General features: G+C 59.5%; 29 protein-coding genes and 1 tRNA gene. 9 read left to right on the top strand and 21 right to left on the bottom strand.

The window, feature by feature from the left end; all coding sequences use genetic code 11:
• Positions 1-32 precede the first annotated feature (32 nt).
• From GTW25_RS05950 to GTW25_RS05865, 19 genes are all read right to left on the bottom strand, one after another.
• The gene (locus GTW25_RS05950; protein ID WP_252911041.1) at positions 33-464 is read right to left on the bottom strand and encodes a phage terminase small subunit P27 family; all 432 of its coding nucleotides are present in this window, start codon (positions 462-464) and stop codon (positions 33-35) included.
• Positions 461-781 (bottom strand): phage head closure protein, encoded by a 321-nt coding sequence (locus GTW25_RS05945; protein ID WP_252911040.1) that lies wholly within the window; start codon positions 779-781, stop codon positions 461-463. The genes GTW25_RS05950 and GTW25_RS05945 overlap by 4 nt, the downstream gene beginning before the upstream one ends.
• Positions 778-1,188, bottom strand: coding sequence for a DUF3168 domain-containing protein (locus tag GTW25_RS05940; protein WP_252911039.1), 411 nt, complete (start codon positions 1,186-1,188; stop codon positions 778-780). Before GTW25_RS05940 ends, GTW25_RS05945 begins: the two co-directional genes overlap by 4 nt.
• Entirely contained in the window at positions 1,185-1,601 is a 417-nt protein-coding gene (locus GTW25_RS05935) for an HK97-gp10 family putative phage morphogenesis protein (protein ID WP_252911038.1), read from the bottom strand. The genes GTW25_RS05940 and GTW25_RS05935 overlap by 4 nt, the downstream gene beginning before the upstream one ends.
• Positions 1,594-1,896 (bottom strand): head-tail connector protein, encoded by a 303-nt coding sequence (locus tag GTW25_RS05930; protein ID WP_252911037.1) that lies wholly within the window; start codon positions 1,894-1,896, stop codon positions 1,594-1,596. The genes GTW25_RS05935 and GTW25_RS05930 overlap by 8 nt, the downstream gene beginning before the upstream one ends.
• A gap of 114 nt (positions 1,897-2,010) precedes the next feature.
• A complete protein-coding gene (locus GTW25_RS05925; RefSeq protein ID WP_252911036.1) occupies positions 2,011-2,490 on the bottom strand; it encodes a hypothetical protein in 480 nt (159 codons plus the stop codon).
• A 3-nt stretch (positions 2,491-2,493) separates the two neighbouring features.
• On the bottom strand, positions 2,494-2,763 hold the full coding sequence (locus tag GTW25_RS05920) for an HNH endonuclease (protein ID WP_252911035.1): 270 nt from the start codon (positions 2,761-2,763) through the stop codon (positions 2,494-2,496).
• Between the two features lie 74 nt (positions 2,764-2,837).
• Positions 2,838-4,433: a phage major capsid protein gene (locus GTW25_RS05915; protein ID WP_252911034.1), complete on the bottom strand. Its 1,596-nt coding sequence runs from the start codon at positions 4,431-4,433 to the stop codon at positions 2,838-2,840.
• On the bottom strand, positions 4,433-4,819 hold the full coding sequence (locus GTW25_RS05910; RefSeq protein ID WP_252911033.1) for a hypothetical protein: 387 nt from the start codon (positions 4,817-4,819) through the stop codon (positions 4,433-4,435). Before GTW25_RS05910 ends, GTW25_RS05915 begins: the two co-directional genes overlap by 1 nt.
• On the bottom strand, positions 4,809-5,969 hold the full coding sequence (locus tag GTW25_RS05905; RefSeq protein ID WP_252911032.1) for a phage portal protein: 1,161 nt from the start codon (positions 5,967-5,969) through the stop codon (positions 4,809-4,811). Before GTW25_RS05905 ends, GTW25_RS05910 begins: the two co-directional genes overlap by 11 nt.
• 144 nt (positions 5,970-6,113) lie before the next feature.
• Positions 6,114-6,464 (bottom strand): hypothetical protein, encoded by a 351-nt coding sequence (locus GTW25_RS05900; protein ID WP_252911031.1) that lies wholly within the window; start codon positions 6,462-6,464, stop codon positions 6,114-6,116.
• A gap of 297 nt (positions 6,465-6,761) precedes the next feature.
• Positions 6,762-6,944, bottom strand: a complete 183-nt coding sequence (locus GTW25_RS05895; RefSeq protein WP_252911030.1) for a hypothetical protein — start codon at positions 6,942-6,944, stop codon at positions 6,762-6,764.
• Between the two features lie 127 nt (positions 6,945-7,071).
• On the bottom strand, positions 7,072-7,344 hold the full coding sequence (locus tag GTW25_RS05890; protein WP_252911029.1) for a hypothetical protein: 273 nt from the start codon (positions 7,342-7,344) through the stop codon (positions 7,072-7,074).
• On the bottom strand, positions 7,341-7,661 hold the full coding sequence (locus GTW25_RS20655; protein WP_372493061.1) for a DUF6074 family protein: 321 nt from the start codon (positions 7,659-7,661) through the stop codon (positions 7,341-7,343). The genes GTW25_RS05890 and GTW25_RS20655 overlap by 4 nt, the downstream gene beginning before the upstream one ends.
• A complete protein-coding gene (locus tag GTW25_RS05885; protein ID WP_252911028.1) occupies positions 7,651-8,211 on the bottom strand; it encodes a helix-turn-helix domain-containing protein in 561 nt (186 codons plus the stop codon). Before GTW25_RS05885 ends, GTW25_RS20655 begins: the two co-directional genes overlap by 11 nt.
• Positions 8,211-8,669: a hypothetical protein gene (locus tag GTW25_RS05880; RefSeq protein WP_252911027.1), complete on the bottom strand. Its 459-nt coding sequence runs from the start codon at positions 8,667-8,669 to the stop codon at positions 8,211-8,213. Before GTW25_RS05880 ends, GTW25_RS05885 begins: the two co-directional genes overlap by 1 nt.
• Positions 8,666-9,031 carry a hypothetical protein gene (locus GTW25_RS05875; protein WP_252911026.1) on the bottom strand — a complete coding sequence of 122 codons (366 nt, stop codon included), beginning with the start codon at positions 9,029-9,031 and terminating at the stop codon, positions 8,666-8,668. The genes GTW25_RS05880 and GTW25_RS05875 overlap by 4 nt, the downstream gene beginning before the upstream one ends.
• Positions 9,028-9,444: a hypothetical protein gene (locus GTW25_RS05870; RefSeq protein WP_252911025.1), complete on the bottom strand. Its 417-nt coding sequence runs from the start codon at positions 9,442-9,444 to the stop codon at positions 9,028-9,030. The genes GTW25_RS05875 and GTW25_RS05870 overlap by 4 nt, the downstream gene beginning before the upstream one ends.
• A complete protein-coding gene (locus tag GTW25_RS05865) occupies positions 9,441-9,650 on the bottom strand; it encodes a DNA-binding protein (RefSeq protein ID WP_252911024.1) in 210 nt (69 codons plus the stop codon). Before GTW25_RS05865 ends, GTW25_RS05870 begins: the two co-directional genes overlap by 4 nt.
• Before the next feature lie 148 nt (positions 9,651-9,798).
• On the opposite strand from GTW25_RS05865, the gene GTW25_RS05860 reads away from it, so the two are divergent.
• From GTW25_RS05860 to GTW25_RS05840, 5 genes are all read left to right on the top strand, one after another.
• Positions 9,799-10,260, top strand: coding sequence for a hypothetical protein (locus GTW25_RS05860; protein WP_252911023.1), 462 nt, complete (start codon positions 9,799-9,801; stop codon positions 10,258-10,260).
• Positions 10,260-11,417 (top strand): site-specific integrase, encoded by a 1,158-nt coding sequence (locus tag GTW25_RS05855; protein WP_252911022.1) that lies wholly within the window; start codon positions 10,260-10,262, stop codon positions 11,415-11,417. Before GTW25_RS05860 ends, GTW25_RS05855 begins: the two co-directional genes overlap by 1 nt.
• Positions 11,418-11,497: 80 nt before the next feature.
• Positions 11,498-11,587 (top strand) — tRNA-Ser (locus tag GTW25_RS05850).
• 196 nt (positions 11,588-11,783) lie between these two features.
• Positions 11,784-12,236: a hypothetical protein gene (locus tag GTW25_RS05845; protein WP_252911021.1), complete on the top strand. Its 453-nt coding sequence runs from the start codon at positions 11,784-11,786 to the stop codon at positions 12,234-12,236.
• 623 nt (positions 12,237-12,859) lie between these two features.
• Entirely contained in the window at positions 12,860-13,285 is a 426-nt protein-coding gene (locus GTW25_RS05840) for a LuxR C-terminal-related transcriptional regulator (RefSeq protein WP_252911020.1), read from the top strand.
• 194 nt (positions 13,286-13,479) lie between these two features.
• On the opposite strand, the gene GTW25_RS05835 is transcribed toward GTW25_RS05840, so the two are convergent.
• Both GTW25_RS05835 and selD read right to left on the bottom strand, forming a co-directional pair.
• Positions 13,480-14,106, bottom strand: coding sequence for a hypothetical protein (locus GTW25_RS05835; RefSeq protein ID WP_252911019.1), 627 nt, complete (start codon positions 14,104-14,106; stop codon positions 13,480-13,482).
• A 76-nt stretch (positions 14,107-14,182) separates the two neighbouring features.
• Entirely contained in the window at positions 14,183-15,229 is a 1,047-nt protein-coding gene (gene selD, locus GTW25_RS05830; protein ID WP_252911018.1) for a selenide, water dikinase SelD, read from the bottom strand.
• A 206-nt stretch (positions 15,230-15,435) separates the two neighbouring features.
• Here selD and fdnG point away from each other — a divergent pair, with 206 nt between their 5' ends.
• The 4 genes from fdnG (at position 15,436) to fdhE (ending at position 21,305) form a co-directional block, all read left to right on the top strand.
• Positions 15,436-18,516, top strand: a complete 3,081-nt coding sequence (gene fdnG / locus GTW25_RS05825; RefSeq protein ID WP_252911017.1) for a formate dehydrogenase-N subunit alpha — start codon at positions 15,436-15,438, stop codon at positions 18,514-18,516.
• Between the two features lie 13 nt (positions 18,517-18,529).
• Positions 18,530-19,507 (top strand): formate dehydrogenase subunit beta, encoded by a 978-nt coding sequence (fdxH, locus tag GTW25_RS05820; protein ID WP_290127913.1) that lies wholly within the window; start codon positions 18,530-18,532, stop codon positions 19,505-19,507.
• On the top strand, positions 19,504-20,244 hold the full coding sequence (locus tag GTW25_RS05815) for a formate dehydrogenase subunit gamma (protein ID WP_290127912.1): 741 nt from the start codon (positions 19,504-19,506) through the stop codon (positions 20,242-20,244). Before fdxH ends, GTW25_RS05815 begins: the two co-directional genes overlap by 4 nt.
• Before the next feature lie 143 nt (positions 20,245-20,387).
• The gene (gene fdhE, locus GTW25_RS05810) at positions 20,388-21,305 is read left to right on the top strand and encodes a formate dehydrogenase accessory protein FdhE (protein WP_252911016.1); all 918 of its coding nucleotides are present in this window, start codon (positions 20,388-20,390) and stop codon (positions 21,303-21,305) included.
• The last annotated feature ends 4 nt before the right edge of the window (positions 21,306-21,309 follow it).

Genomic DNA, 21,309 nt, shown 5'->3' with positions numbered 1-21,309 from the left:
ACCTTTGAGGTGTTGCCGTCATGGCAATGCCTTCAGGAGATGTCGAGCGGATTAAGACCATCGTCGTCATCGTCCTCTCGAATGGATGGGCGGGACCGCGAAACCGGCGTCAGGCCAAGTTCGGCGGCAAGCTGGCGGCTGGCGGCAATGGCGTCTTTCAGCACCAGCGATGACGGGTTGCGCTTCATGCCGATGCAGACGGGGCCGTCCTCGGTATCCTTGAACGCCTCGTAGACATGGCCATGCTTTTGCAGATGCCGTTCGGCCTCGCGTGCGGTGCCGATGCAGATGCAATAGTTCTCAACGCTGCCGAGATCGGCGGTCGTCAGGATGCGCCGCCTGACGACAGTCGGCATGATCCGACGCCATTCCTTCTTAGCGTCCACAGACAGCCAGGACGGCGGCGCGGGCGTCTTCGTCACGGCCTCGTTCGAGATGACCAGCTTCGGCTTGGTGCCCTTCATGACGCCCTCCCGACGCAGCGAATATCCAGCCCCTTGCGACGGCCGATTTCCTTGATCTCGCGGATATTGAACTGGACGCCCTCATAGGTGACGCGGCGCATGGTCGTCAGATCGTCGATCCAGCGGATGCGAAAGATGATCGCGGCTTCTGCCGTCTCGCCATAGGATCGCAGGAATTCCTCGGTGCTGGATTGCATGATTTTCACGCGCACCGTGGCGAACGGTTCCCAGCCCTCATGCGGGATGCCCCATTCATCCGGCTCACCGCGCACATAGCTTTCGATGACGATGGTTCTGTCGAGTTCGCCGGCTCTCATGCGACCTCCATCACGAGCGTTTCGATGGTGACGATGCCGTGAGCGGTTTCGCCATCAGGGTCGCGAAGGAAACGCATGGAGGACACGCGACAATCGGCAATATGGTAGCCACCTGCATCATGCAGGCGCTCGGCATGGATGGCGGTTCGGATCGCGCTGGCGATGGCCTTGGCGCCTGTCAGGCCAAGCTCGCGCTTCCAGATATGCAACGTCGAGAAGATCAGTTCGCCACGACGGGCTATGTCGCCATGTTCAACGGCCTGATCTTCACCGATGATGATGGAGGGATCGGGCGCGGGAAGCGCGTTCCTGTCGAGGATGTTTGCGACCGGCACGAGGGATGTCACACCAACGGTGGAAGACAACCGCGCACGAATAGCTTTCTGAACGGCAAGGGCGGCGCTCATTTGCCCCACTCCTTTTTCACCGCGCGGCGGATAGCGTTCTTGATGGAAGCATTGGCGCGCTTCTGATGAAGCCTTACCGATGGCCAGAAGAACGGTTGAGCGTTCGCCTTCTGCGTCCCGTACTCGACGAGATGCGCGTATCTGACATCGGCATTGCCGACAGTGATGGCAACGGAAGTCTCTGGAACGACGGTGCGACCGCCCGGCTGCGAATAGGGGGGCGTCGAACTATCCGGTGGCGTGATGGCAATGCTGTCGATCAGATCGCCTGTGTCACGTGGCGCAGCAGATTTCATCGTCCCGGCAATCGTCTCTGCCTGCCGAATAAGCGCCGGTTGAACGGCGCGGACCACCTCATCAGGAATATCTTGTAGCCGCTTTTGAAGCCTGCGAAGACCGCCATCGTCAGCCAAAGGTATAGCTCCTGTGGTTGGCGATGATCTGCTCGACGCCCATGGGCAGCGGCAGCGCCGTCACACCCACCAGCGTGGCCTCGCGGTTCTCGTAGAAGTGCGCACCGACCATAAGGATGGCTTGCTCGACGTCGGCCGGAAGCCCACCAGGGAACTCGTCTTCATCATGAAGATGCCTGCCGAGCATGGCCTCGATGTGCATATGATCCGCAAGCAGGCAGCGGGCGATAACCGCATCATCGGCGTCGTCCGTCACATTGCACTGAGCTTTCAGGTCATCGAGAATGAGCGGCATTGGCCAAACTCCATTTTAGTCAAGGCTTGTGCGTTTGCCCCCGCGCCGGTCCCCGCTAGAGGCCGAAAGTTCATGACCACCCCGGCCTTCCGTTGGTCGGTCCCCCTTGGGGCATCAACCGCCTGTCGTCGGTGCGACGCGGACGATGTTCGAGTTGATGGCGACCGAGGCGTTCATGCGGACGACGTTGTTCACCTCGCCAATCTCTTCGGCCGATGACATGACCTTGCCGACGAACATGCGTTCCGATGGCGTGCCACCAACTGGTGCATCGTTGAAGACGACACGGAATGCATAGTCGTGAATGGTCTTCTCTGCGGCGATAAGGGCAAGCTGACCGGGGTCGGTATAATCCACGTCAACCTGTAGCTCAGCGGTGCCACCGTTGCGGGTGCCCTTGAGCGTCTGACTACGGTTCGATCCGAAGTGGGCGGTCGTGATGCCTTCGGCTGTGTCACCTACCGTGCCGAGGGACACAACGCCCTTGACCTCTGTCCATTCGGAAGGGAAGTCAGCGGCAACGAAATCATCGTCCTTCATGGGCAGCACGCCGCCGATGTAGACCTTTGTGCCATTGGTGGCGAAGAAGGGCATGGCTCAGTTCCTTTTGTCCTTTGCCTGCTTCCAGCCGGAATGACATGGCGTGCAGAGCGACATGAAATTGGTCCGGTCCAGACGGCGATGAGGTGCCTTACGGATCGGTTCGATGTGATCGACGAGATTGGCCTTGGAGCCGCAGCGGCGGCAGGAGGGATAGGCAGCGAGATAGTCGGCTCGTGCCTTTTCCCATTCCCTGTCATAGCCACGGCAGCGAGCATTCGGCCTCTTGGCGTCATGCTTTGCCTTGCGCTCCGTCCTCGCCTGCATGGCCTTGCTGCAAAGAGCACCTGAAGCATGCGCCTTGCCGCAGTGTGAGCAGATGGACGGAGCGCGGGCGGGCATTACTCGCCAGTCCCCTTGAGGACCGCGATGGCCTCTTCCATGACCGGAGCACCACCGACGCGGCGACGGGCACGGATCTTCACGATGCCGTTGTCAGCGCCGGTGTAATCGTCGCGCATGGTCTGGATGCCGATGCGGTCCACGATCTGATAGCCGACATTGAAGTCACCGAAGGCGGCTGCGACGTTGCCGGCTGCGAGATCGGGCATATCGACCATTTCGTAGATCGGCCGGCCCAGAAGCGTGTTCGGCTGGCCTGTAGCGAGGCTGTCGCCCCAGATCATGCGCTGGGTGTTGTCCATCTGGCCACGGATCATCGCCATGGTCTTCCGGTTCATCGTCCATACCGCGTTGCGCGCATATTCGGTCGGCAATGCGTAGTAGAGAGCGATGAGGCTATCCACGATGCCGGTGCCGTCCGCTGCGGTCTCAACCGCCTCGTAGATATCGGGATCGTTCAGAAATCCCTCCGGCTTGCCGTTGCCGTCACCGACGACGAAGCTTGCCGCTTCCATCTTGGCGAACTCGCGGGCGATGTGATTGCGCAGGAAGCTTTCGAGATCGACGAAGCTGTCTTCGAGAAGCTGCTGGGAGATAGGGACAATGACGGCCTGTTCGTGAACGCTAATCTTCTGCTGATCGAAGGTCGGTTCCGAAGTCGGTCGGGGGCCGATTTCCGTCACCCAGCCAGGCTGGATATGCGTGGCCAGCTTCGGGATGATGACTTCCGTCGTCGAGATCGACATGATGTTCGCGATGGTACGCATCGGGGACAGTTCGGAGATCGACTGCAAGATGCGGGTCGAAAATTCCGGTGCCACGACATAGCCGCCGGCCGGGTTGGATCCGAGACGCAAGGTCTTCATCTCGATATCGCGGAGCGACTTGATTTCGTCCTCGTCGAGAGACTGGACGCCACCACGGACCCAAGATGCAAGCGCCTTCTTTTCGATCTCGCCATTATCCGCCTTTGGATCGGCGGCGGGGCGGTTGGCCTTTGCTTCGAGCTTGTCGAGGCGATCGGTTAGCTTCGACGTTTCAGATTTGTGCTCCGTCAGGTGGTGGAGCCCATCAGCGACCGACTCGCTGAGAGTTTTCATTTTGGTTTCGAGTTCGGCAATCTCTGCCATGTCAGTTTCCTTTCCGGCTGGTGCCGACTTCGTGTTGAGGATGATTGCCCGGCTGGATGCCGGTTCGCGCACGACGCTGATTTCCCGAAGATCGATCTCTTCGAGGGTGCGGACGCCATCAGGGCCGCGCGGTGCCCTCGTGGCGACAAAACCGATAGACAGGCCTTTGCTGCGACCGGATTTCACGGCCTGATAGGCATCGCGACCGCCTTTGCTGTTGAGATCGAACCGGCCTTTGACACGCAGGCCAAGTTCGTCCTCGACAACTTCCGTCCATTGCCCGATAGGCTCGCCACCGTGCTCGGACAGCATTTTCGGCAGCTTGGCGCTCAGGGACGATTTGAACGCTCCGGGCGATACGATGTCGTTCACCAGATCGGCAGGGACGCCGAACAGGGATGCATAACCGGCGATGGTGCCTTCGCCCGGGATGGTGACGGTGGCCTTGACCTCTATCTGCTCCATCAGGCGTCTCCCCGATGTGCGCGGCGGTCGGCAGCGAAGCCGTCAACCTGCTCCTGCACCCAATGGACGCGAAGCAGGCGAAGGACGTTCTTCGTGGTGAAAGGAACCGGCTCGCCTTCCTCGACAACTTCCCAGCGCTGGACGTGGGCAGCGAGGCAGTTCAGGCGGGCGCGCTCGCGCTGCTCGGCAGTGATCCGGCCTTCCGGGTCCGCGACCTCGGCAAGCTCGTCAGCGAGCGCCAGGCGGGCGCGGTGCGCAGTTTCACTATCGGGACCGACGATCCAAAGCTTGATGCCGGTTGGCTTGCCCTCGACGGGATCGACCAGTTCGAAGACCTTGCCACGATCCTGATCGCGGACGTTGTGAAGGATGTCCTCAAGCGTCATTGGTCGGCTTCCTTTCAACATCCTCATTTTGAGGAAGTTGCCTTCCGCCATCGGCGGGAACTGGTTTCGTCGGATTGATGTGTGGGTTGCCGAACTCGTCGCCGCCAGTGCGCGGCCCCATGCCCAGCCAGTCGCGGGCTTCGTTCCGGTTGATGACCTCGGACGAGATCAGCGACGACACGGCAGTCGCGCGGGCCGTCAGATCCACGTTGGTGAAATCGTCGCGGTCGAAGCGAATGCGCCAGTCATAGCGCTCGTCCTCCGAGAACAAGGCGCGGCGCATAGCTGCTTCAAGCGGACGCATCCAGAACTCAAGGCCAGCCAGCCATTCCTTCGCGGCCTGTTCGCCATTGGCCCAGGTCACACGCTCATGGTCGTAGAGAAGCTGCGGCGGGATGCGGAACGCACGGCAGATTTCGAGGATGGCGTGTTTCCACGTTTCGAGAAACTGCGCATCGACGCTGGTGAGAACCGTCTGCATCCATGTCGCACTGTCGAACAGGATGGCGGTGCGACCGCTGTTCTCCGGTCCTTCATGGGCAGCGCGCCAGCCCTTGAGCATCTTCTTGACGCCCTCGTCGCCCATGGCCTTCGGCGTGGAGATGATGCCGGAAGGACGAGCGCCGCGAGCAAAGAGGTTGCCGGCGTGGCGTTCCAGCTTGTGCGCTACGCCGATTGCACCGGCGGCGAGGGACAGCGGGCACCGCTCAAAGGGGCTGCGAAGATGGATGATGTCGGAATTGCCGACCGGACGGTTGCCGATCCGGTATGACGGTTCAAGGCGTCCGTCCGTTGAATAATCGATGGTGTAGGAGCCGGGAGCGTAGTGAATGACCTCGATCGGCTTGCCGTCGATCTTGTTCACTAGAGCGACCGCGCCCTCATTGCTCGTCAGGGCAGTGGCAACCAGATCGCGGATAAGCTGATAGGTCGAAGACCAGTCGTTCGGCTGATCAGCCAGAAGCTCAGCGACATGGTGATCCTTGTCCTGAACCCAATTGTCGCCATCGCGGCGCTCGACGAGAATGTCGAGGGAGGCGACGGAGCCGGAAAGAAGCGCGACGGCGCTGGCGACGGCAGGGACTTCGAACGCCTGCCGGCCGGTGACGGCATACTCAGCAACGACGCCACCGCCGAATAGCTCGAACATCCAATCTTCGGGAATGGACGTGCCTGACGGGGCTTTCGTCTCGATAGGCTCAGAACGGGAAAAGGGCCACATCTTCATGTGGCCCAATTTGCCCGCGCGCGCGAGAAAACCCTATTTGGAAGAATGGGTTAAAGTGGGTTTCGTTCAGAAGCAGCCGAAGCTGTTGCACGTACGGCTGAAGGAATTGCCATCCGAGTCCATTCCCCTTGTGAACGAGCTGTCGCCAATCCGCTGGGTCGTGGAATTCCAAGAATTGCCATCGGCGTCATAGCCTCTGGTGAATGTGCTGTTGCCAAGATGCTGGCTGTTCTGTGACCACGACGAGCCGGTGTTGCTGTTGTAGCCCCGCAAATTGGTGGTGTTGCCGTAGCGCTGAACAGAATAGCTGTTGCCTGAATTGTCAGAGCAACGCTGGTAGTTGCCGGTGCCATAGCATGCGGCATAGGACGAGGTCGTGACCGCCATAAGGGCGGCCGCTGCAAGCAAAATGCGCATTCGATTATCTCCGGTGGGAATAATCGCCCGTATCACGACTTTTACTTGCCTGCCACAGAATTCTTTGCTGCTCGAAAGAAATCGATAAGGTCTGTCTCTATTGCGCAATACCTACCACCTACTTGCCTCACAGGTGTATCAGGAAGATACGCAAGTTTGTCTCGAACGAAGTCTGGAGATGTGCCAATTCGAGACGCTATCGCAGATGCCGTCCAAATAATTCGAGGCGAACGTCCGCCTAAGGCGGATGTCATGGCGTCGAAGGCGCTGGCTGTCAGTTGTTTTGTCATGCTCACCTCAATGGAAATGCGGGCGGATCGGCTCGTCGCGAATGTCCACGTCTGTGGCCACTTCTTTGAACGCTTCGAGAACAAGCCGCTGATGTTCGTCGAGTATGGCGTTGCCAGACTTCACAGCCCGGTTCTCTCCGAGCAGGAAGCCGATGACGAGCGCGATGACGATGTAGACGAGCGTCATCATCGCTGCCTCGCATCATAGGCAGCGATCAGTCGGTCAAACGCAGCCATATGCCGATTGGCACTGTCGAGATGCCTCCGAGACATCCGGCTATGATAAAACATGCGGAAGACGTGGATAATGTTCATCATCATGCCGACCGCCTTTCTGCGAACATGTCATCGCCGCGCGAGTGCAGGAGAATGTGGTGACGCCGGCACAGCCACCGGACATCGAGCGGCTTTGAATAATCGTCGTGATGCCCGTCGATCCGCGTTTCGGCGTCGGTGCGACCGCAGACCTCGCAAGCGCCTTTGACCAGATCGCCACGGTTCAGGGCCTTGCCGACCTCGACATGCGCCAGATACCGCTTCGGATGTTTTCGACGCCAGTCAGCCTGACGGCCTTCGCTTTCTATCGTCATGCGACACCCCCGCTAGTTCGATCATCTTCGAGCGCGGGCACCCACCGGGCATTGATCCTGATGCAGTGGGAATGGATGAGAAATCGGAAGTCACCGAGTTCATCATCGGCGTCTGACGACAATATGCCGGCTTTCACCATCTGGTCGTGCGCCGATGATAGGGCACGATGCAAAATCCAATCGGCTTCCCTATTGGTTCTGGCCTTGGATAGCTGTTGAGCGATCTTCCGAGCATGCCCTGACCGTTTAAGAGCGGGGAACGGGATCACTGCGAAAGGTAGCTGCCACGACAGGAGCGGAGTATCGTCACGCTGCATCGGTCGTCCCTCCCATGGTAGTATTATATGTGGACCTGAGATGCGCCTGTGGATCATCAGAATTGGCCTTCACAGGCCTTGAGATGCGCCTGTCAGCACCTTTTCGGTCATTTCCGGCGCGTTGACTGGACCTGAGATGCGCCTGTGCGGACCTGAGATGCGCCTGTGGATTTTCTTCGGGCCACCGCATGAAGTCCTTCGTCGGCAGTTCGCCAGTCACATCGCAGGCGTATTCGGTCAGCCTCCATTCGGTTGCCATGCGGCTTTTGACATTGAACCCGCTCGCCTTCGATTTAACCGCGAAGCCCTTCTCGACGAGGTTCTTCAGGGATCGGCGTCCGGTATCGCGACCGAAGTGAAGCGAGGCGGCAAGCTCCCGCTCCCCCAGCCCAATACGACCGTTGTTCAATCCGTCGTATCGCCATTTAAGTTCGAGGTACGTCGCACGGTCATTCGCCGTGAGCGCCTGCCACGCTGCCGACCGAATGATGTAGGCGTCGATCATGATGAACTTCGCCTTGCCCTTGCGTTTGAATTTGCTGCGAGCCATCAGCGCCTCCGCAGCTTGAAGTTGGCGAGGCCGTCGAGGATGCGCTTCTTGCGGCTTTCCGGCTGTCTGTCACGACGCGGTGCCTCGTCGCCAAGGTAGACACGGCGAACGGTGAAGCCTTTCGCGCGGAGCCGCTTTACCTCGTCCTCCATCGTCGTTTCGAACGCGTCCCAGCGATGATCCTGCTGCCGGCCGTTTTCGACGCGGACGATGCGGTATTGCGCCAGCGCATAGATGTTGCCCGGCACCTCGAAATACTCGTAATGGACTTGGACGGGAGCCGGTCGAAACCGGCGTCCCTCCCTGATGTTCTGAAAGCGATCGACATTGTCGCGACCGACGAGCGCGGCGGCGGTTTGCCTGTCTCTCTCGGACATGAGCGCGGGCTTCGGCTTCGTGCCGACATCCCACTTCGCTCGCATGCGGCGTTCGAGTTCTTCATCGGAAAGCTCGGTCATGCCTGCACCTCGGCATCAACGAAGCTCGCAGCAGCAGCAGCGATAAGGAGGCGCGAGCGAGCCGCGTCAGCCATGTTGGCAATCTCTCTCAATTGCTCGGTGCGACCATCCAAGCAATCGACCAAATTCATCAGCGCTTCTGGTTCGTTAACGAAAGCGTCAACCAGCTTGGCCTTTGAAAGGTACATGCAAGAGTTAGCGAGGTAGAGGATGGACCGCATCGAGTCCCATTCCCCCAGCAACGATTTAAGCGTTTCCAGCTTACCGCTGTCAGGCCAAGCCTCGAAGTCAAGTGCGGCTATCGATGACATCCGGTCGCTTGCCTCATCGGCCGCAGCCGTGCTTGTGCTGGGCTTGCTCATGACCGCATCCCCAGCGCAGCGTTCTCGCGACTTACGAGGTCGTTGAAAGTGGCGAGATAGGCGGCGTCGAGATCGCGGCACTCGCGGTGTACATCATCGAGAGCGTAGGACGCGTGCTCCAACAGTTGCAAATGCCCCGGCTTGATATCCTCATTTTCGAGACGGTCGCTAAGGCTGCCAAGCAGATAGTTCGCCAGTTTGACATGCCGAGCGATCCGCATGATGTCTTCTTCCAAGCCGTAAAAGGCTTCCGAATAATCCTTGGCGGACGGTGGTATTGCCGCGCCTGCCGCAGCCGTGTTATTGCTGTGCTTGTTCATTTTCTGATCCTGTGGAGGTTCTGGATTGGACATCCGGCTCGGCATTGAGGGTGCAACCTCTGCCGGGCCTTTCTTTTGAGCAGCAGCCATCATGCCGCTGCCTTTCCGATAGTGGCGCGCAGCCCCAGCTTTTCAGCCAGTGGAACCACCGGAACGACGAGGCGACGGCCTATGCGGATCGTCGGAATGTCACCAGATCTTGCTGCGTCGTATGCAGCACCACGTGCCAGTCCGAAAAATAATCTTCCTGCTACGGGCACCGGTATAGTTGGGCGCGATAGCGCTTCATCAAGGGTCATGTTCTCTCCGTGTTCCTAAAAGCGTTTGCGGCACGACTTGTGCCGTTTTTTAATCAAAACTGATTTGTGAGTCGCGGTCAATGCCGCTTGTGCTTTTTGTGCCGATTTTGTATCGGTGGGTGTGCAGAACTGTGGAAAGGTTAGCCAGATGGCCAAAAAGCCTCGTGAGAACCGCGTACCGATCATGATGTCGGATGATGAGGTGACAGCCATCGACGATTGGCGGTTTGCCAATAGGATTGCGACCCGTTCGGATGCCGTCAGGCAATTGGCAGAGATTGGGCTGAGAGTGCACAGCCAAGCGCATGCCTTTGCTCAGGAAGCGAATGAGAAAATTCTAGATGTGAATAGCATCGACAGCGAACTGAACGCTTTTTTCGAGCGTCTAACGACGGTCGAGGACAAGGAAAAAGCGCGGCATATGCTGGCCGATTACATGGTCTCGATGATGACCCACTACGATAGCGTTCGCGATGTAGCTTGGGACATTTACAAGGCGGCGATGATGATAGTTCACAAGTCGTCTGAACTGACGGAACCGAGCTTGTCCGAAGATGAGTTCGCCGAATTAATTGGCGATTACCAAAGCCGATATAGGGAGCTTGGATAATGAAAGGCCACGTTCGCGAGCGCAGCCCAGGCACATGGGCCATTATCATCGATATCTACGATGAGACGGGCAAGCGTCGGCGAAAGTGGCACACATTCAAGACGACTTCGAAGCGCAAAGCTGAAGAGGAATGCGCTCGCCTCGTCACGCAGATGAAGTCCGGCAATTATGTCGAGGCTAGCAAGCAGACGGTTGCCGAGTTCTTGGACGAGTGGCTGACCTTCATCAAGCCATCGGTTTCGGCAAAGACGCACGAGCGATACAGTGAGTTGATGCAGAAGGGCATGGCCCCGCTGATTGGTTCCATCACCCTATCGAAGCTCAAGACAGATCGGATCGACGCGGCATTCACCAAGGCACTGACCGAAGGCCGCAGGGACGGGAAGGGCGGTCTATCGCCTCGCACCGTCCACCACATGCGCAGGGTGCTAATTAAGGCGCTCAGCCAGGCCGTGACGTGGGATAGGATTTCGAAGAACCCGGCACAGGCCACGACGCCGCCCAAAGTCGAGCGCAAAAAGATGCTGGCCTATGACGCAGCGCAGACGCACGCGCTCCTTGAGGCCTTGCGACCGACGCGCATGTTTGTGCCGACACTGCTGGCTGTCATGTGCGGGCTGAGGCGAGGGGAGATATTGGCACTACGCTGGCGCAATGTGGAGCTTGGCGACAATCGCCGCAGCATCGCCGTTGTAGAGAGCGCAGAGCAAACGAAAGAGGGCGTCCGGTATAAGGAGCCGAAATCGGGCAGGGCGCGCGTTGTGGCCGTATCCACAACGGTTCTTGCTGAGTTGAAGGCGCATCGTGCGAGGCAGGCGGAAGAGCAACTACGCCTCGGCTTGCGCCCGGATGACGACAGCTTCGTCGTGGCACAATACGACGGTAGCCCGATCCAGCCGCGTTCGCTGACGCATGAGTGGGTGCGCCTAATCACCAAGACCGAACTGCCGCGTATCCGTTTCCATGATCTGCGGCATACACACGCTTCGCAGATGCTATCGGCCGGCGTGCATCCGAAGGTCGCTAGCGAGCGTTTGGGGCACTCGACCATCGGGATTACGCTGGACCTCTACAGTCACGTCATGCCCGGAATGCAAGCAGATGCTGCGGAACAGGTTGACGTGATGATCCGAGCAGCGGTAAAGCCGACAGCGTGAACCGCATTCGGTAGCAAAATGGTAGCAACGGCCTGGTAGCAGGGCAGGACAAAGCCAGATTAGCTAACGAAATCAATCTCGGAGGGATGGCCGAGCGGTTTAAGGCACCGGTCTTGAAAACCGGCGAGGCAGCAATGTCTCCGTGGGTTCGAATCCCACTCCCTCCGCCAAACACCGCCGATTTCTCTCCATGACGCGATCTGCACATCACCGCTCGAGCGCGCCATGCGGTGCCGTTAAGACACTGTTCCCAGCGATGAAAAAATTATGGCAGAATCAATGAATCCGCGCATTGCTCGTTAAGCAACGAAAGACCGGCACCGTTTTCAAGGCAATTTGCACAGCCAGGCTCGACGAGACTCAGGAGTGCATTCCGCCATTTGGTCGCTCCGGGCCTGTGCGAAGCCGGTCGTCGACCGCGGCCATCGCGATCAGGAGTCGTTGACGCATGCGTATCAATTGCGCTTTCGAAGCGGTCTCGTCTTCATTCATCAACAGATCGAAGGACCGGACGACGAGTTCGTCGATCGGCGTGCCGACGAGCAGGCTTTCCTTAAAAAGCACATCGAGAACGTCATCCTCGATCCCGGCCGGGCAGGGGTAGATCGTACCATCCGGGTGACAGGCGGACGTGACCGATATCTCAGTCAGCACCCGTTGCTGGAGTTGAGACCTCGTTTCATGTGGCCGATCGCCGGCTTTGACCAACGTTTCGGTGCGGCTCCGATGACCGCTTTTGGAACGAAGCACCCCGAAATCCCCTGCCATGACGGTCCCTTGCAAGGTCGATTGATCACAATTTCGAAAGCTTGCAAATAAGCATAACCTATTACAGCACTTAGTACATCATTTTGTTTATAGAAATTTTCGATATCTTCGTTTGTGCACCATCAAGAGGCCGGTATTCTATCAAGATTGAAGCAGGCGCGCCCACGCCCAGAGCTTCGCAGTATGGTTCCGGCGAACACCGACAATTCGTCGAACACAAAATATTCTCGAAAAGGCTACGTCAAGATCGCAGGGCGTATCAATCATATCACTGTTTTTATAGGGGCTGCGAGAACTAGCTGCTTCGGACTATGCCCTAAAATCTCGATCCGACCAGTTTGAGATTAACTGATGCAGTAAATAATCCGTTTACGACTTCGCCGGGTGGGGGTATTGTGGATATCTGACAAAGATCGGGGCATCTTCAGATGACAACGCGTGTTGCGTTCTTCGACGATCAACCTATCCGGTTGAGAGGTTTGGAAGCTGAGTTGGGCGATTGCTCCGATCTGGCAGTCGTCGGTTCAGGTAATTCGCTGGCTGATCTCCAGTCTTTTCTGTCGTCGGTTGCAAGTCATGATTGCGTCGTGATTATCTGCGGGCGACTGGCCGGCGAGGACAATTCCGTCATACGTCAAAGTATTCAGACGGCGGGTCAATCAAAATTGGTACTCATGACCGGCTCGACCCAGGTCGCGAGCGCCGTCAAGGTTCTGGAAGCCGGCGCGGCGGGCTATATCCTGTCGACGAGCACGGGCGCGCAACTCATCGACGCCATTCGCTGCGTCGCAAGAGGTGAAATCTTCATTACGCACAGCCTGGCGATGTCGGTCATCAATGCGATGCGACTGGCTTCGATCGCCAGCCGCAAGCCGGCCAATATACGTCTCAGCCTGCGCGAGGAGCAGATTCTCAAGCTCCTTCTGCATGGGAAGACGAACAGCGAGATCGGCATGCGTCTTGCGATCAGCGAACAGACCGTCAAGCATTATATGACCATTCTGATGCAGAAGATGAATGCGAGAAGCCGTACGGAGGTCGTGCTGGCGGCGCAGGCGAGCATGACCAGCCCTGCCGTCAGCCGGGACTGGATTTCCTGACCGGACGTCGGTCGTCATTTCAGCAACTCTGCGAAACGCAATCGTGGCGCGTTTTATGGAACCGTTTCGTCGTCAGTCAGCCTGACGTCAGGCCATCCAATCGACTGCCTGGCCTATGCGGAAAATGAAAGCAAGGACACTGCGCGACAGGTCGCGCTGCGATTGTCGAGACGACATGCGATTGATCAGGTGCGTCAGCAGTTTGCGGCCAATTGCTCATCCTCGTCCGGTGCCGTGGGCGTAGCCGCCGCGCCATCGTCGGCAGGCGGAGGTGCCTGAGGGCCTTCGATGGCGGTTTCGCCACTGATCGGATCAAGCCCGGATGCGACCGCCGGAGGGTCTTGCTGAGGCGATGAATCCAGCTCCTCCGCCTGGCTCGTGCCGATGTCGGAGCCGCCCAGTCCGCCCGTCCAGCCGCTCGAACCGGAACCGCCCGGTGCCGTACCTGCGTCTTCACCGGCGACCGGCTGCGTTTCGGCCGACGACTGGCTTGCCGAGTCCTGCTCGCCTTCCGTGGCGTCGGTTCCGGTTGCGGCCTCTTCGGCGTCAGGCGCGCTAACCGAATTGGCGTCCGCACCAAGGCGGGCCTGCATATCGTCGGTAGAGCCCGACGCTTCCGCGCCGGCTGCCGGCTCGATGCAATCGCCGCGCTCGGGTTGGACTGCGTCATCCTGGGCCGCCGGACCGTCATCATTTCCGGTTGCGGGCGCGGTCTGTTCGGCAGGCGGTTGACCTGCGGCCGGAGGCGTCGTCTGCGCCAGTGCGAGCGATGCCGTCATCATGGCTCCAGCCAGCGGCAATCCGATAAGCAAAGATTTCATATCGATCCTCCACCTGTCAGTGGACGCTAAAACACGCGGGCGCCGATTTCGTTGCGTTTCACAATCGAGATGACTTTTATGTCACCTCTACCAACGGCGCACCGGCTTCGACAGTTCCAATGATCGCTGCGCCCGGATAGCCGGCGTCGCGGATCGTTTCCAGGATGCCATCCGCGCTTGATGGATCGACCGCGATCAGCAATCCGCCCGATGTTTGGGGATCGGTCAGGAGATGGCGACGCCAGTCCTCGGTCCCACCTGGAAGCCGGACGTCGTGTCCATAACTCTTCCAGTTCCTGTGCGATGCGCCGGTAACGAAGCCGGCCTGCAAAAGCCGCTCAGCTTCGCGCAGAAAGGGCAGGGCGCCAAGATCGAGCCGGACCGTCACGCCCGCGCCGCGCGCCATTTCCAGCGCATGGCCGAGAATGCCGAAGCCGGTAACGTCGGTCATGGCGTGAACCGCGGGGTTCGCCCCAAGCGTCGACCCGATTCGATTGAGCAGCGTCGTCGAGGCGATCATTTCCTCATAGGCGTCCGCATCGAGCTCGTCTTTCTTGATCGCCGCCGAATAGATGCCGACGCCGAGGCTCTTTGTGAGGATGAGGCGGTCACCGGGCCGGGCGACCGAATTACGCTTGATCTGCGCGGTCGGGCAGGTGCCGATGACGGCGAGGCCATAGACGGGCTCCGGGCAATCGATCGAATGGCCGCCCGCGACGGGAATTCCAGCTTCCGTGCAAAGCGAGACCCCGCCCGCGAGGATGGCGCGGATATCCGCCGGGTCCATCTTGTCGATCGGCATTCCGACAATCGCAAGCGCGAAGATCGGCGTGCCGCCCATCGCGTAGATGTCCGAGATCGCGTTCGTGGCCGCAATGCGTCCGAAAATGTACGGATCGTCCACCATCGGCATGAAGAAATCCGTGGTCGCGATAATCGACGTTTGTCCGTCCAGGTCCCAGACCGCCGCGTCGTCCGACGTTTCGGCTCCTACGAGCAGGTTCGCATAGGGTGTGGCGGCAGGCATGCCGCTCAGAATATCCTGAAGGACGGAGGGCGCGATCTTGCAGCCGCAGCCACCGCCATGGGCAAGGCTCGTCAGTCGATATATTTGATTGGACATAGCGTATCGAGCCCTCTGCAACTTGATTGTGATGCCGCATTTGTATCTGCGGAAGCAAACAAGCGAAACATTACTTTAGCAGTACTATTGTTGAGTGTCTTTGTCATGTTTTAACACTTTGACATAGACTGAGGTGGACTGTAGCATCCAAATACACATGAATCCCGCATCGGCGGCAAATGAACATATGGAGGGAGGTTCTCCGAATGAACATGGAAATCTCACGGCGCAACTTCCTGAAAGGGGCGGGCGCAGGCGTCGCGGCGACGACGCTGGGCGCTTTCGGCTTCTCGGAAGCGGAGGCTGCGTTCGTCGAAGGCTTGCGGGCATACAAGCTCGCCGGCACGACGGAAACGCGAAACACCTGTCCATATTGCTCTGTGGCGTGCGGCGTCATCATCTATTCAAAGGGTGACCTGGAGCAGGGCACGGCGCAGGCCATGCATCTCGAAGGAGACGTCGATCATCCGACCAATCGCGGCACGCTGTGCCCGAAGGGCGCGGCGCTGCTCGACTTCATCAAGGCGGATACGCGTCTTTTGAACCCCAAGGTCCGTCGCCCCGGTTCGGATCAGTTCGAGGAAATCTCATGGGACGAGGCGATCGAAGGCATCGCGCGGCACATGAAGACGGATCGCGACGCCAATTTCATCGAGCGCAATATGGATGGCGTTTCGGTGAACCGCTGGACGACGACGGGCTTCCTCGCCGCTTCCGCCACGACCAACGAAACCGCGTTTTTGACCTATAAGACCGTTCGTTCGACCGGCATGGTGGCTTTCGACAACCAAGCGAGAGTCTGACACGGCCCCACGGTGTCCAGTCTGGGCCCAACTTTCGGTCGTGGTGCAATGACGAATTCGTGGACGGATATCCGTAACACGGATCTGGTTGTGATCATGGGCGGCAATGCCGCCGAAGCGCATCCGTGCGGCTTCAAATGGGTCACGGAGGCGAAAGCCAACCGTGGCGCGAAACTTATCGTTATCGACCCGCGCTATACGCGCTCGGCCTCGGTTGCGGATTATTACGCGCCGATCCGGCAGGGCACGGACATCGCCTTCCTGCTCGGCCTCATCAAATACTGCATCGATAACGACAAGGTGCAGTGGGACTATGTGCGCGGATTCACCAACGCGGCCTATGTTCTCAAGGAGGGGTTTGCCTATTCCGACGGCCTTTTCACGGGTTACGACGCGGAAAAGCGCGAATATGACCGCTCGACATGGGACTACGAGATCGGTGAGGACGGCTATGCCGTGATGGACGAGACGCTGCAGAATCCACGCTGCGTCTGGAACATGCTCAAGGACCACATCGCGATCTATACGCCCGAGATGGTGGAGCGCATCTGCGGCACGCCGAAGGACAAGTTCCTGCATATCGCCGAGATGATCTCGGAATGCTCGACGCCGACGAAGACGATGACGTCGATGTATGCGCTCGGCTGGACGCAACATTCCAAGGGTTCGCAGAACATCCGCTCCATGGCGATGCTTCAGCTTATCCTGGGCAATATCGGCGTGCGCGGAGGCGGAATGAACGCGCTTCGCGGGCATTCCAACATTCAGGGGCTGACCGATATCGGGCTGATGTCAAACCTGATCCCGGGCTACCTGAACATCCCGACCGAACGGGAAGTCGACTACCCGACCTATATCAGCTCACGCGGCTTCAAGCCGCTGCGCCCGAACCAGGTCAGCTACTGGCAGAATTATCCGAAGTTCTTCGTTTCCTTCATGAAGGCGATGTGGGGCTCGGCCGCGACGCCGGAAAACGACTTCGCCTATGACTATCTGCCCAAGCTCGATCTGCCGGCCTACGACGTGCTGCGCGCGTTCGAGATGATGGATCAGGGGCAGATGTTTGGGTATTTCTGCCAGGGCTTCAACCCGCTGCTCTCGTTCCCGGATCGGGCCAAGATCACGCGGGCGCTCTCGAAGCTGAACTATCTGGTGGTCATGGACCCGTTGGAAACGGAAACCTCGCGTTTCTGGGAGAATCACGGCGAGTTCAACGACGTGGATTCGGCTTCGATCCAGACTGAGGTCTACCAGCTTCCCACGAGCTGTTTCGCCGAGGACGAGGGCGCGCTGGTCAATTCCGGGCGTTGGCTGCAATGGCACTGGCCGGCGCAGAACATGCCCGGACAGGCCAAGCACGACACCTGGATCATGGCGCAGATATTCCTGAAGCTGAAGCAGCTCTATCAGGAAGAAGGCGGCGTATTCCCCGATGCCATGGTCAATTTGCATTGGCCCTATGCCGATCCGGGCGAGCCGACGGCGGACGAGATTGCTCGCGAGCTCAACGGCTATGCCGTGGAAACGCTGCGCGATCCCAACGATCCGACGAAGGTCACCGTCGAGGCTGGACAACAGGTGCCGGGCTTCGCGGCCCTGCGCGACGACGGATCGACGGCCGCCGGCTGCTGGATCTATTCCGGCTGCTACACGCAGGCCGGCAACAACATGGCGCGCCGGGACAATTCCGACCCGGACGCCACAGGTGCCTATCTGAACTGGGCGTTCGCCTGGCCGGCGAACCGGCGCATCCTCTACAACCGTGCCTCCGCCGATCTCGACGGCAAGGCGTGGGACCCGGAGCGCAAGCTGATCGAGTGGGACGGGGAGAAGTGGGCCGGCTACGATGTGCCGGATATCCCGCCAACCTCCAATCCGCGCGATGTCGGCCCGTTCATCATGAACCCGGAGGGCCAGTCGCGACTCTTCACGCGGGGTATGATGCGCGACGGGCCGTTCCCGGTTCATTACGAGCCTTTCGAAGCGCCAATCGCCAACGTCATCGCTCCGGCGATCCGCGGCAATCCGGTGGCGCGAATCTTCGAGAGCGATCGCGAGTCGTTCGGTGACGCGGCGGAGTTCCCCTATGCGGCGACCTCATACCGCCTGACCGAGCACTTCCACTACTGGACGAAGCATGTCTGGGTGAACGCCGTTCTCCAGCCGGAATTCTTCGTCGAGATTTCGGAAGAACTCGCGGCCGAAAGAGGCATCGAAAAAGGCGGATGGTGTCGCGTCTGGTCGAAGCGCGGGTCGGTTCACGCCAAGGCCGTCGTCACCAAGCGCATCCAGCCGCTGATCTGCGACGGCAAACCCGTCCACATTGTCGGCATCCCGCTGCACTGGGGCTTTACCGGCGCGGCCAAGAATGGCAACGGACCGAATTCTCTGACCCCGTTCGTGGGCGATGCGAATATCGAAACGCCAGAGTTCAAGGCGTTTCTGGTCAATATCGAGCCGTCCAGCGGCCCGGCAACGGCATAAGGGAGGACAAGACATGACCATCAACGTCAATCCGCCCGTCGCGCCGGATACCACCATGCAGATGGGACCGCAGGATTACATAAGGCGGTCCGCATCCTCGGTGCCGCAGCCGGCTCGTCAGCTCGAGCCGGTCGCCAAGCTTATCGACGTGTCGAAATGCATCGGCTGCAAGGCCTGCCAGTCAGCCTGTCTCGAATGGAATGATCTGCGCGAGGAGGTCGGTATCAATGTGGGCGTTTACGACAACCCGCATGATCTGACGCCTAACACCTTCACACTCATGCGCTTCACCGAGTGGGTGAACCCCGAGACGGACAACCTGGAATGGCTGATCCGCAAGGACGGCTGCATGCATTGTGCCGACCCGGGCTGCCTCAAGGCGTGTCCGGCACCTGGCGCGATCGTGCAATATTCCAACGGCGTCGTCGACTTCGTGAAGGAAAACTGCATCGGCTGTGGCTACTGCGTGAAAGGCTGTCCGTTCGACATTCCGCGCATTTCCAAGGTCGACAACCGCTCCTACAAGTGCACGCTGTGCTCCGACCGTATCGCCGTCGGCCAGGGACCGGCCTGCGCCAAGGCATGCCCGACCAAGGCTATCGTCTTCGGCACCAAGGAAGAAATGAAGGCGCACGCGGCCGAGCGGATCGAGGACCTGAAGTCGCGCGGCTACGACAATGCAGGGCTGTACGATCCGCCCGGCGTCGGCGGCACGCATGTCATGTATGTGCTGCACCATGCCGACAAACCGTCGATCTATGCAGGCCTGCCGGACAATCCGCGCATCTCGCCTTTGGTGGAAGCGTGGAAGGGTGTGACGAAATATGCCGGTCTCGCCGTCATGGGCATGGCGGCGGCGGCCAGCGTCTTCCACATCGCGATCGCCGGGCGCAACCGCGTCACCGTCGAGGATGACGAGGAAGCGCGTCGCCTGACCGGAACCGCGCCGGGCGCCGCGCCGCTCGACCCGGATAAGGAGCCCCTGTCATGAGTGACAGCACCTTGCACGGTCACAACCGGCCGATTCCGGAGGTGAGCAAGGCGGATATCGATCGCGGCGACCGGCTTCATGTCGGCCGCGAGGTTGTGGTCGACCGTTACACCAAATGGGCGCGGATCAATCATTGGATCACGGCTGTCAGCCTGATCCTGCTTGCCCTTTCGGGGCTGGCACTGTTTCATCCGTCGCTTTTCTGGCTGACGGCGCTGTTCGGCGGCGGGCAGATGACGCGCATGCTCCATCCTTGGTTCGGCGTCGTTCTGTTTTTCTCTTTCTTCGGGCTTTTCATCCGCTTCTGGCGCCTGAACCTGCCGAAACGCGAGGATGTCCAGTGGGCATCGCAGATCGGCGACGTTTTGTCGAACCAGGAGGAAAAATTGCCCGAGGTCGGCAAATACAATGCCGGACAGAAGGCCGTCTTCTGGTCGATGTCGGTGCTGATCATGGTCTTGATCGCGTCGGGTCTGGGTATCTGGGAGGAATATTTCTCGCAGTATCTGACCGTCGAGCAGTTGCGCGTCGCGATGCTTATCCACTCGATCGCTGCGGTTGTGATTATCTGCGTGTGGATCATCCACGTCTATGCGGCCTTCTGGGTTGAGGGCACGCTGCGGGCGATGACGCGCGGCAACGTCTCGGGCGGTTGGGCGTGGCGTCACCATCGCAAGTGGCTGCGCGCGCTCGCTACCTACGGCAAGCGCGACGACCAGACGGATCGCAAGAATTGATGTCCTGAAATCGGGCGGCCGGCGGGCGAGGTTCGCCGGCCGCCGTTTTCTTGCCGGATGCGCCGTGATGAAGCGGGTGGTTTTCGGCGGTTCCCAAACATGGTTAGATTGCCGCGTGGCCCGTGCGGCTCGTGGAGGTTTGCATGCCCCGTAAGATTCCCGTTTCGGGAGACATGACCGCAATCGGCGAGGTTCGAACCCCGCCCGTCGCGCGCGTGCCCGACCCCTTGCGTCTCTTTGAGCGTCGCGCCCAGCGGTTTCGGCAACTGGGTGAGGGTGAAGGGATCGGGCCGTATCTGCGGTTTCTCGGAGACATTTGCGTTGCCCAGCATGCGGTTGCCAGCGAACTGCCTGCTCCGCAAGCAACCGACGAGAGCGCTCTCAAGCGCGCGCTCGACCACGGCATGCCGCCGCTCGATCGCGGCGCGTTTCGACCCGATGCCGACTTCAAATCGTTGAGCGAGCGTCTTTTCGGCGCTCTGGACGCAGTCGATAAGCCGGCCGCCGCGCAAACGGCATTGAACGATGTCCGCAATGCGGACGACGGCCAGTTGCGGGTTATGGTGGCGAATTTAATGGCGGACGCCGTGCCGGTCGAAACCATGGCGGCTCATGCCTATCTGGCGGCCGCGCTGCAAATCCGTTTCGTTCGGGCTGCGTCCGTCCTGCCGGAGCGGCAACTTGCGTCCGTGGGAAGCGGAGCGTGCCCTGCCTGCGGTGGGCCGCCGGTGGCGTCGATCATCGTGGGATGGCCGCATGCGGGCGGCGCGCGCTATTGCGGCTGTGCGCTTTGCGGGACACTCTGGCACCACGTCCGGATCAAATGCGCGATCTGCTCGTCGACGAAAGGCATCCGCTATCAGGAAATTGAGGACGGTCCCGGAACCATCAAAGCTGAAACATGCGACGAATGCGGCTGCTACGTCAAAATGTTCAACCAGCAAAAGGATGCTTCGATGGAGCCGTTCGCGGATGATGTCGGCAGTCTCGGTGTCGACCTTCTGATGCGTGAGACAAGGTTCAGGCGGGGCGCATTCAATCCATTCCTGCTCGGTTACTAGAGGC

Source organism: Aliihoeflea aestuarii (genome assembly GCF_024105665.1).
GTDB lineage: Bacteria > Pseudomonadota > Alphaproteobacteria > Rhizobiales > Rhizobiaceae > Aliihoeflea > Aliihoeflea aestuarii.
Note: the sequence above shows the minus strand (reverse complement) of the source record. Positions and strands in the feature narration are given on the sequence as shown.

Excerpts from the sequence above, each read along its gene's own strand:
- GTW25_RS05920 (WP_252911035.1), bottom strand. The coding sequence starts at position 2,763 with ATGCAGGCGAGGACGGAGCGCAAGGCAAAGCATGACGCCAAGAGGCCG.
- GTW25_RS05930 (WP_252911037.1), bottom strand. The coding sequence starts at position 1,896 with ATGCCGCTCATTCTCGATGACCTGAAAGCTCAGTGCAATGTGACGGAC.
- fdxH (WP_290127913.1), top strand. The coding sequence starts at position 18,530 with ATGACCATCAACGTCAATCCGCCCGTCGCGCCGGATACCACCATGCAG.
- GTW25_RS05885 (WP_252911028.1), bottom strand. The coding sequence starts at position 8,211 with ATGGCTCGCAGCAAATTCAAACGCAAGGGCAAGGCGAAGTTCATCATG.
- GTW25_RS05860 (WP_252911023.1), top strand. The coding sequence starts at position 9,799 with ATGGCCAAAAAGCCTCGTGAGAACCGCGTACCGATCATGATGTCGGAT.
- GTW25_RS05875 (WP_252911026.1), bottom strand. The coding sequence starts at position 9,031 with ATGAGCAAGCCCAGCACAAGCACGGCTGCGGCCGATGAGGCAAGCGAC.
- GTW25_RS05890 (WP_252911029.1), bottom strand. The coding sequence starts at position 7,344 with ATGACGATAGAAAGCGAAGGCCGTCAGGCTGACTGGCGTCGAAAACAT.
- GTW25_RS05900 (WP_252911031.1), bottom strand. The coding sequence starts at position 6,464 with ATGCGCATTTTGCTTGCAGCGGCCGCCCTTATGGCGGTCACGACCTCG.
- GTW25_RS05835 (WP_252911019.1), bottom strand. The coding sequence starts at position 14,106 with ATGAAATCTTTGCTTATCGGATTGCCGCTGGCTGGAGCCATGATGACG.
- GTW25_RS20655 (WP_372493061.1), bottom strand. The coding sequence starts at position 7,661 with ATGCAGCGTGACGATACTCCGCTCCTGTCGTGGCAGCTACCTTTCGCA.
- GTW25_RS05905 (WP_252911032.1), bottom strand. The coding sequence starts at position 5,969 with ATGTTCGAGCTATTCGGCGGTGGCGTCGTTGCTGAGTATGCCGTCACC.
- GTW25_RS05915 (WP_252911034.1), bottom strand. The coding sequence starts at position 4,433 with ATGGAGCAGATAGAGGTCAAGGCCACCGTCACCATCCCGGGCGAAGGC.
- GTW25_RS05865 (WP_252911024.1), bottom strand. The coding sequence starts at position 9,650 with ATGACCCTTGATGAAGCGCTATCGCGCCCAACTATACCGGTGCCCGTA.
- selD (WP_252911018.1), bottom strand. The coding sequence starts at position 15,229 with ATGTCCAATCAAATATATCGACTGACGAGCCTTGCCCATGGCGGTGGC.
- GTW25_RS05950 (WP_252911041.1), bottom strand. The coding sequence starts at position 464 with ATGAAGGGCACCAAGCCGAAGCTGGTCATCTCGAACGAGGCCGTGACG.
- GTW25_RS05925 (WP_252911036.1), bottom strand. The coding sequence starts at position 2,490 with ATGCCCTTCTTCGCCACCAATGGCACAAAGGTCTACATCGGCGGCGTG.
- GTW25_RS05870 (WP_252911025.1), bottom strand. The coding sequence starts at position 9,444 with ATGATGGCTGCTGCTCAAAAGAAAGGCCCGGCAGAGGTTGCACCCTCA.
- GTW25_RS05940 (WP_252911039.1), bottom strand. The coding sequence starts at position 1,188 with ATGAGCGCCGCCCTTGCCGTTCAGAAAGCTATTCGTGCGCGGTTGTCT.
- GTW25_RS05945 (WP_252911040.1), bottom strand. The coding sequence starts at position 781 with ATGAGAGCCGGCGAACTCGACAGAACCATCGTCATCGAAAGCTATGTG.
- fdhE (WP_252911016.1), top strand. The coding sequence starts at position 20,388 with ATGCCCCGTAAGATTCCCGTTTCGGGAGACATGACCGCAATCGGCGAG.
- GTW25_RS05855 (WP_252911022.1), top strand. The coding sequence starts at position 10,260 with ATGAAAGGCCACGTTCGCGAGCGCAGCCCAGGCACATGGGCCATTATC.
- GTW25_RS05910 (WP_252911033.1), bottom strand. The coding sequence starts at position 4,819 with ATGACGCTTGAGGACATCCTTCACAACGTCCGCGATCAGGATCGTGGC.
- GTW25_RS05815 (WP_290127912.1), top strand. The coding sequence starts at position 19,504 with ATGAGTGACAGCACCTTGCACGGTCACAACCGGCCGATTCCGGAGGTG.
- GTW25_RS05840 (WP_252911020.1), top strand. The coding sequence starts at position 12,860 with ATGACCGGCTCGACCCAGGTCGCGAGCGCCGTCAAGGTTCTGGAAGCC.
- GTW25_RS05880 (WP_252911027.1), bottom strand. The coding sequence starts at position 8,669 with ATGACCGAGCTTTCCGATGAAGAACTCGAACGCCGCATGCGAGCGAAG.
- GTW25_RS05895 (WP_252911030.1), bottom strand. The coding sequence starts at position 6,944 with ATGATGACGCTCGTCTACATCGTCATCGCGCTCGTCATCGGCTTCCTG.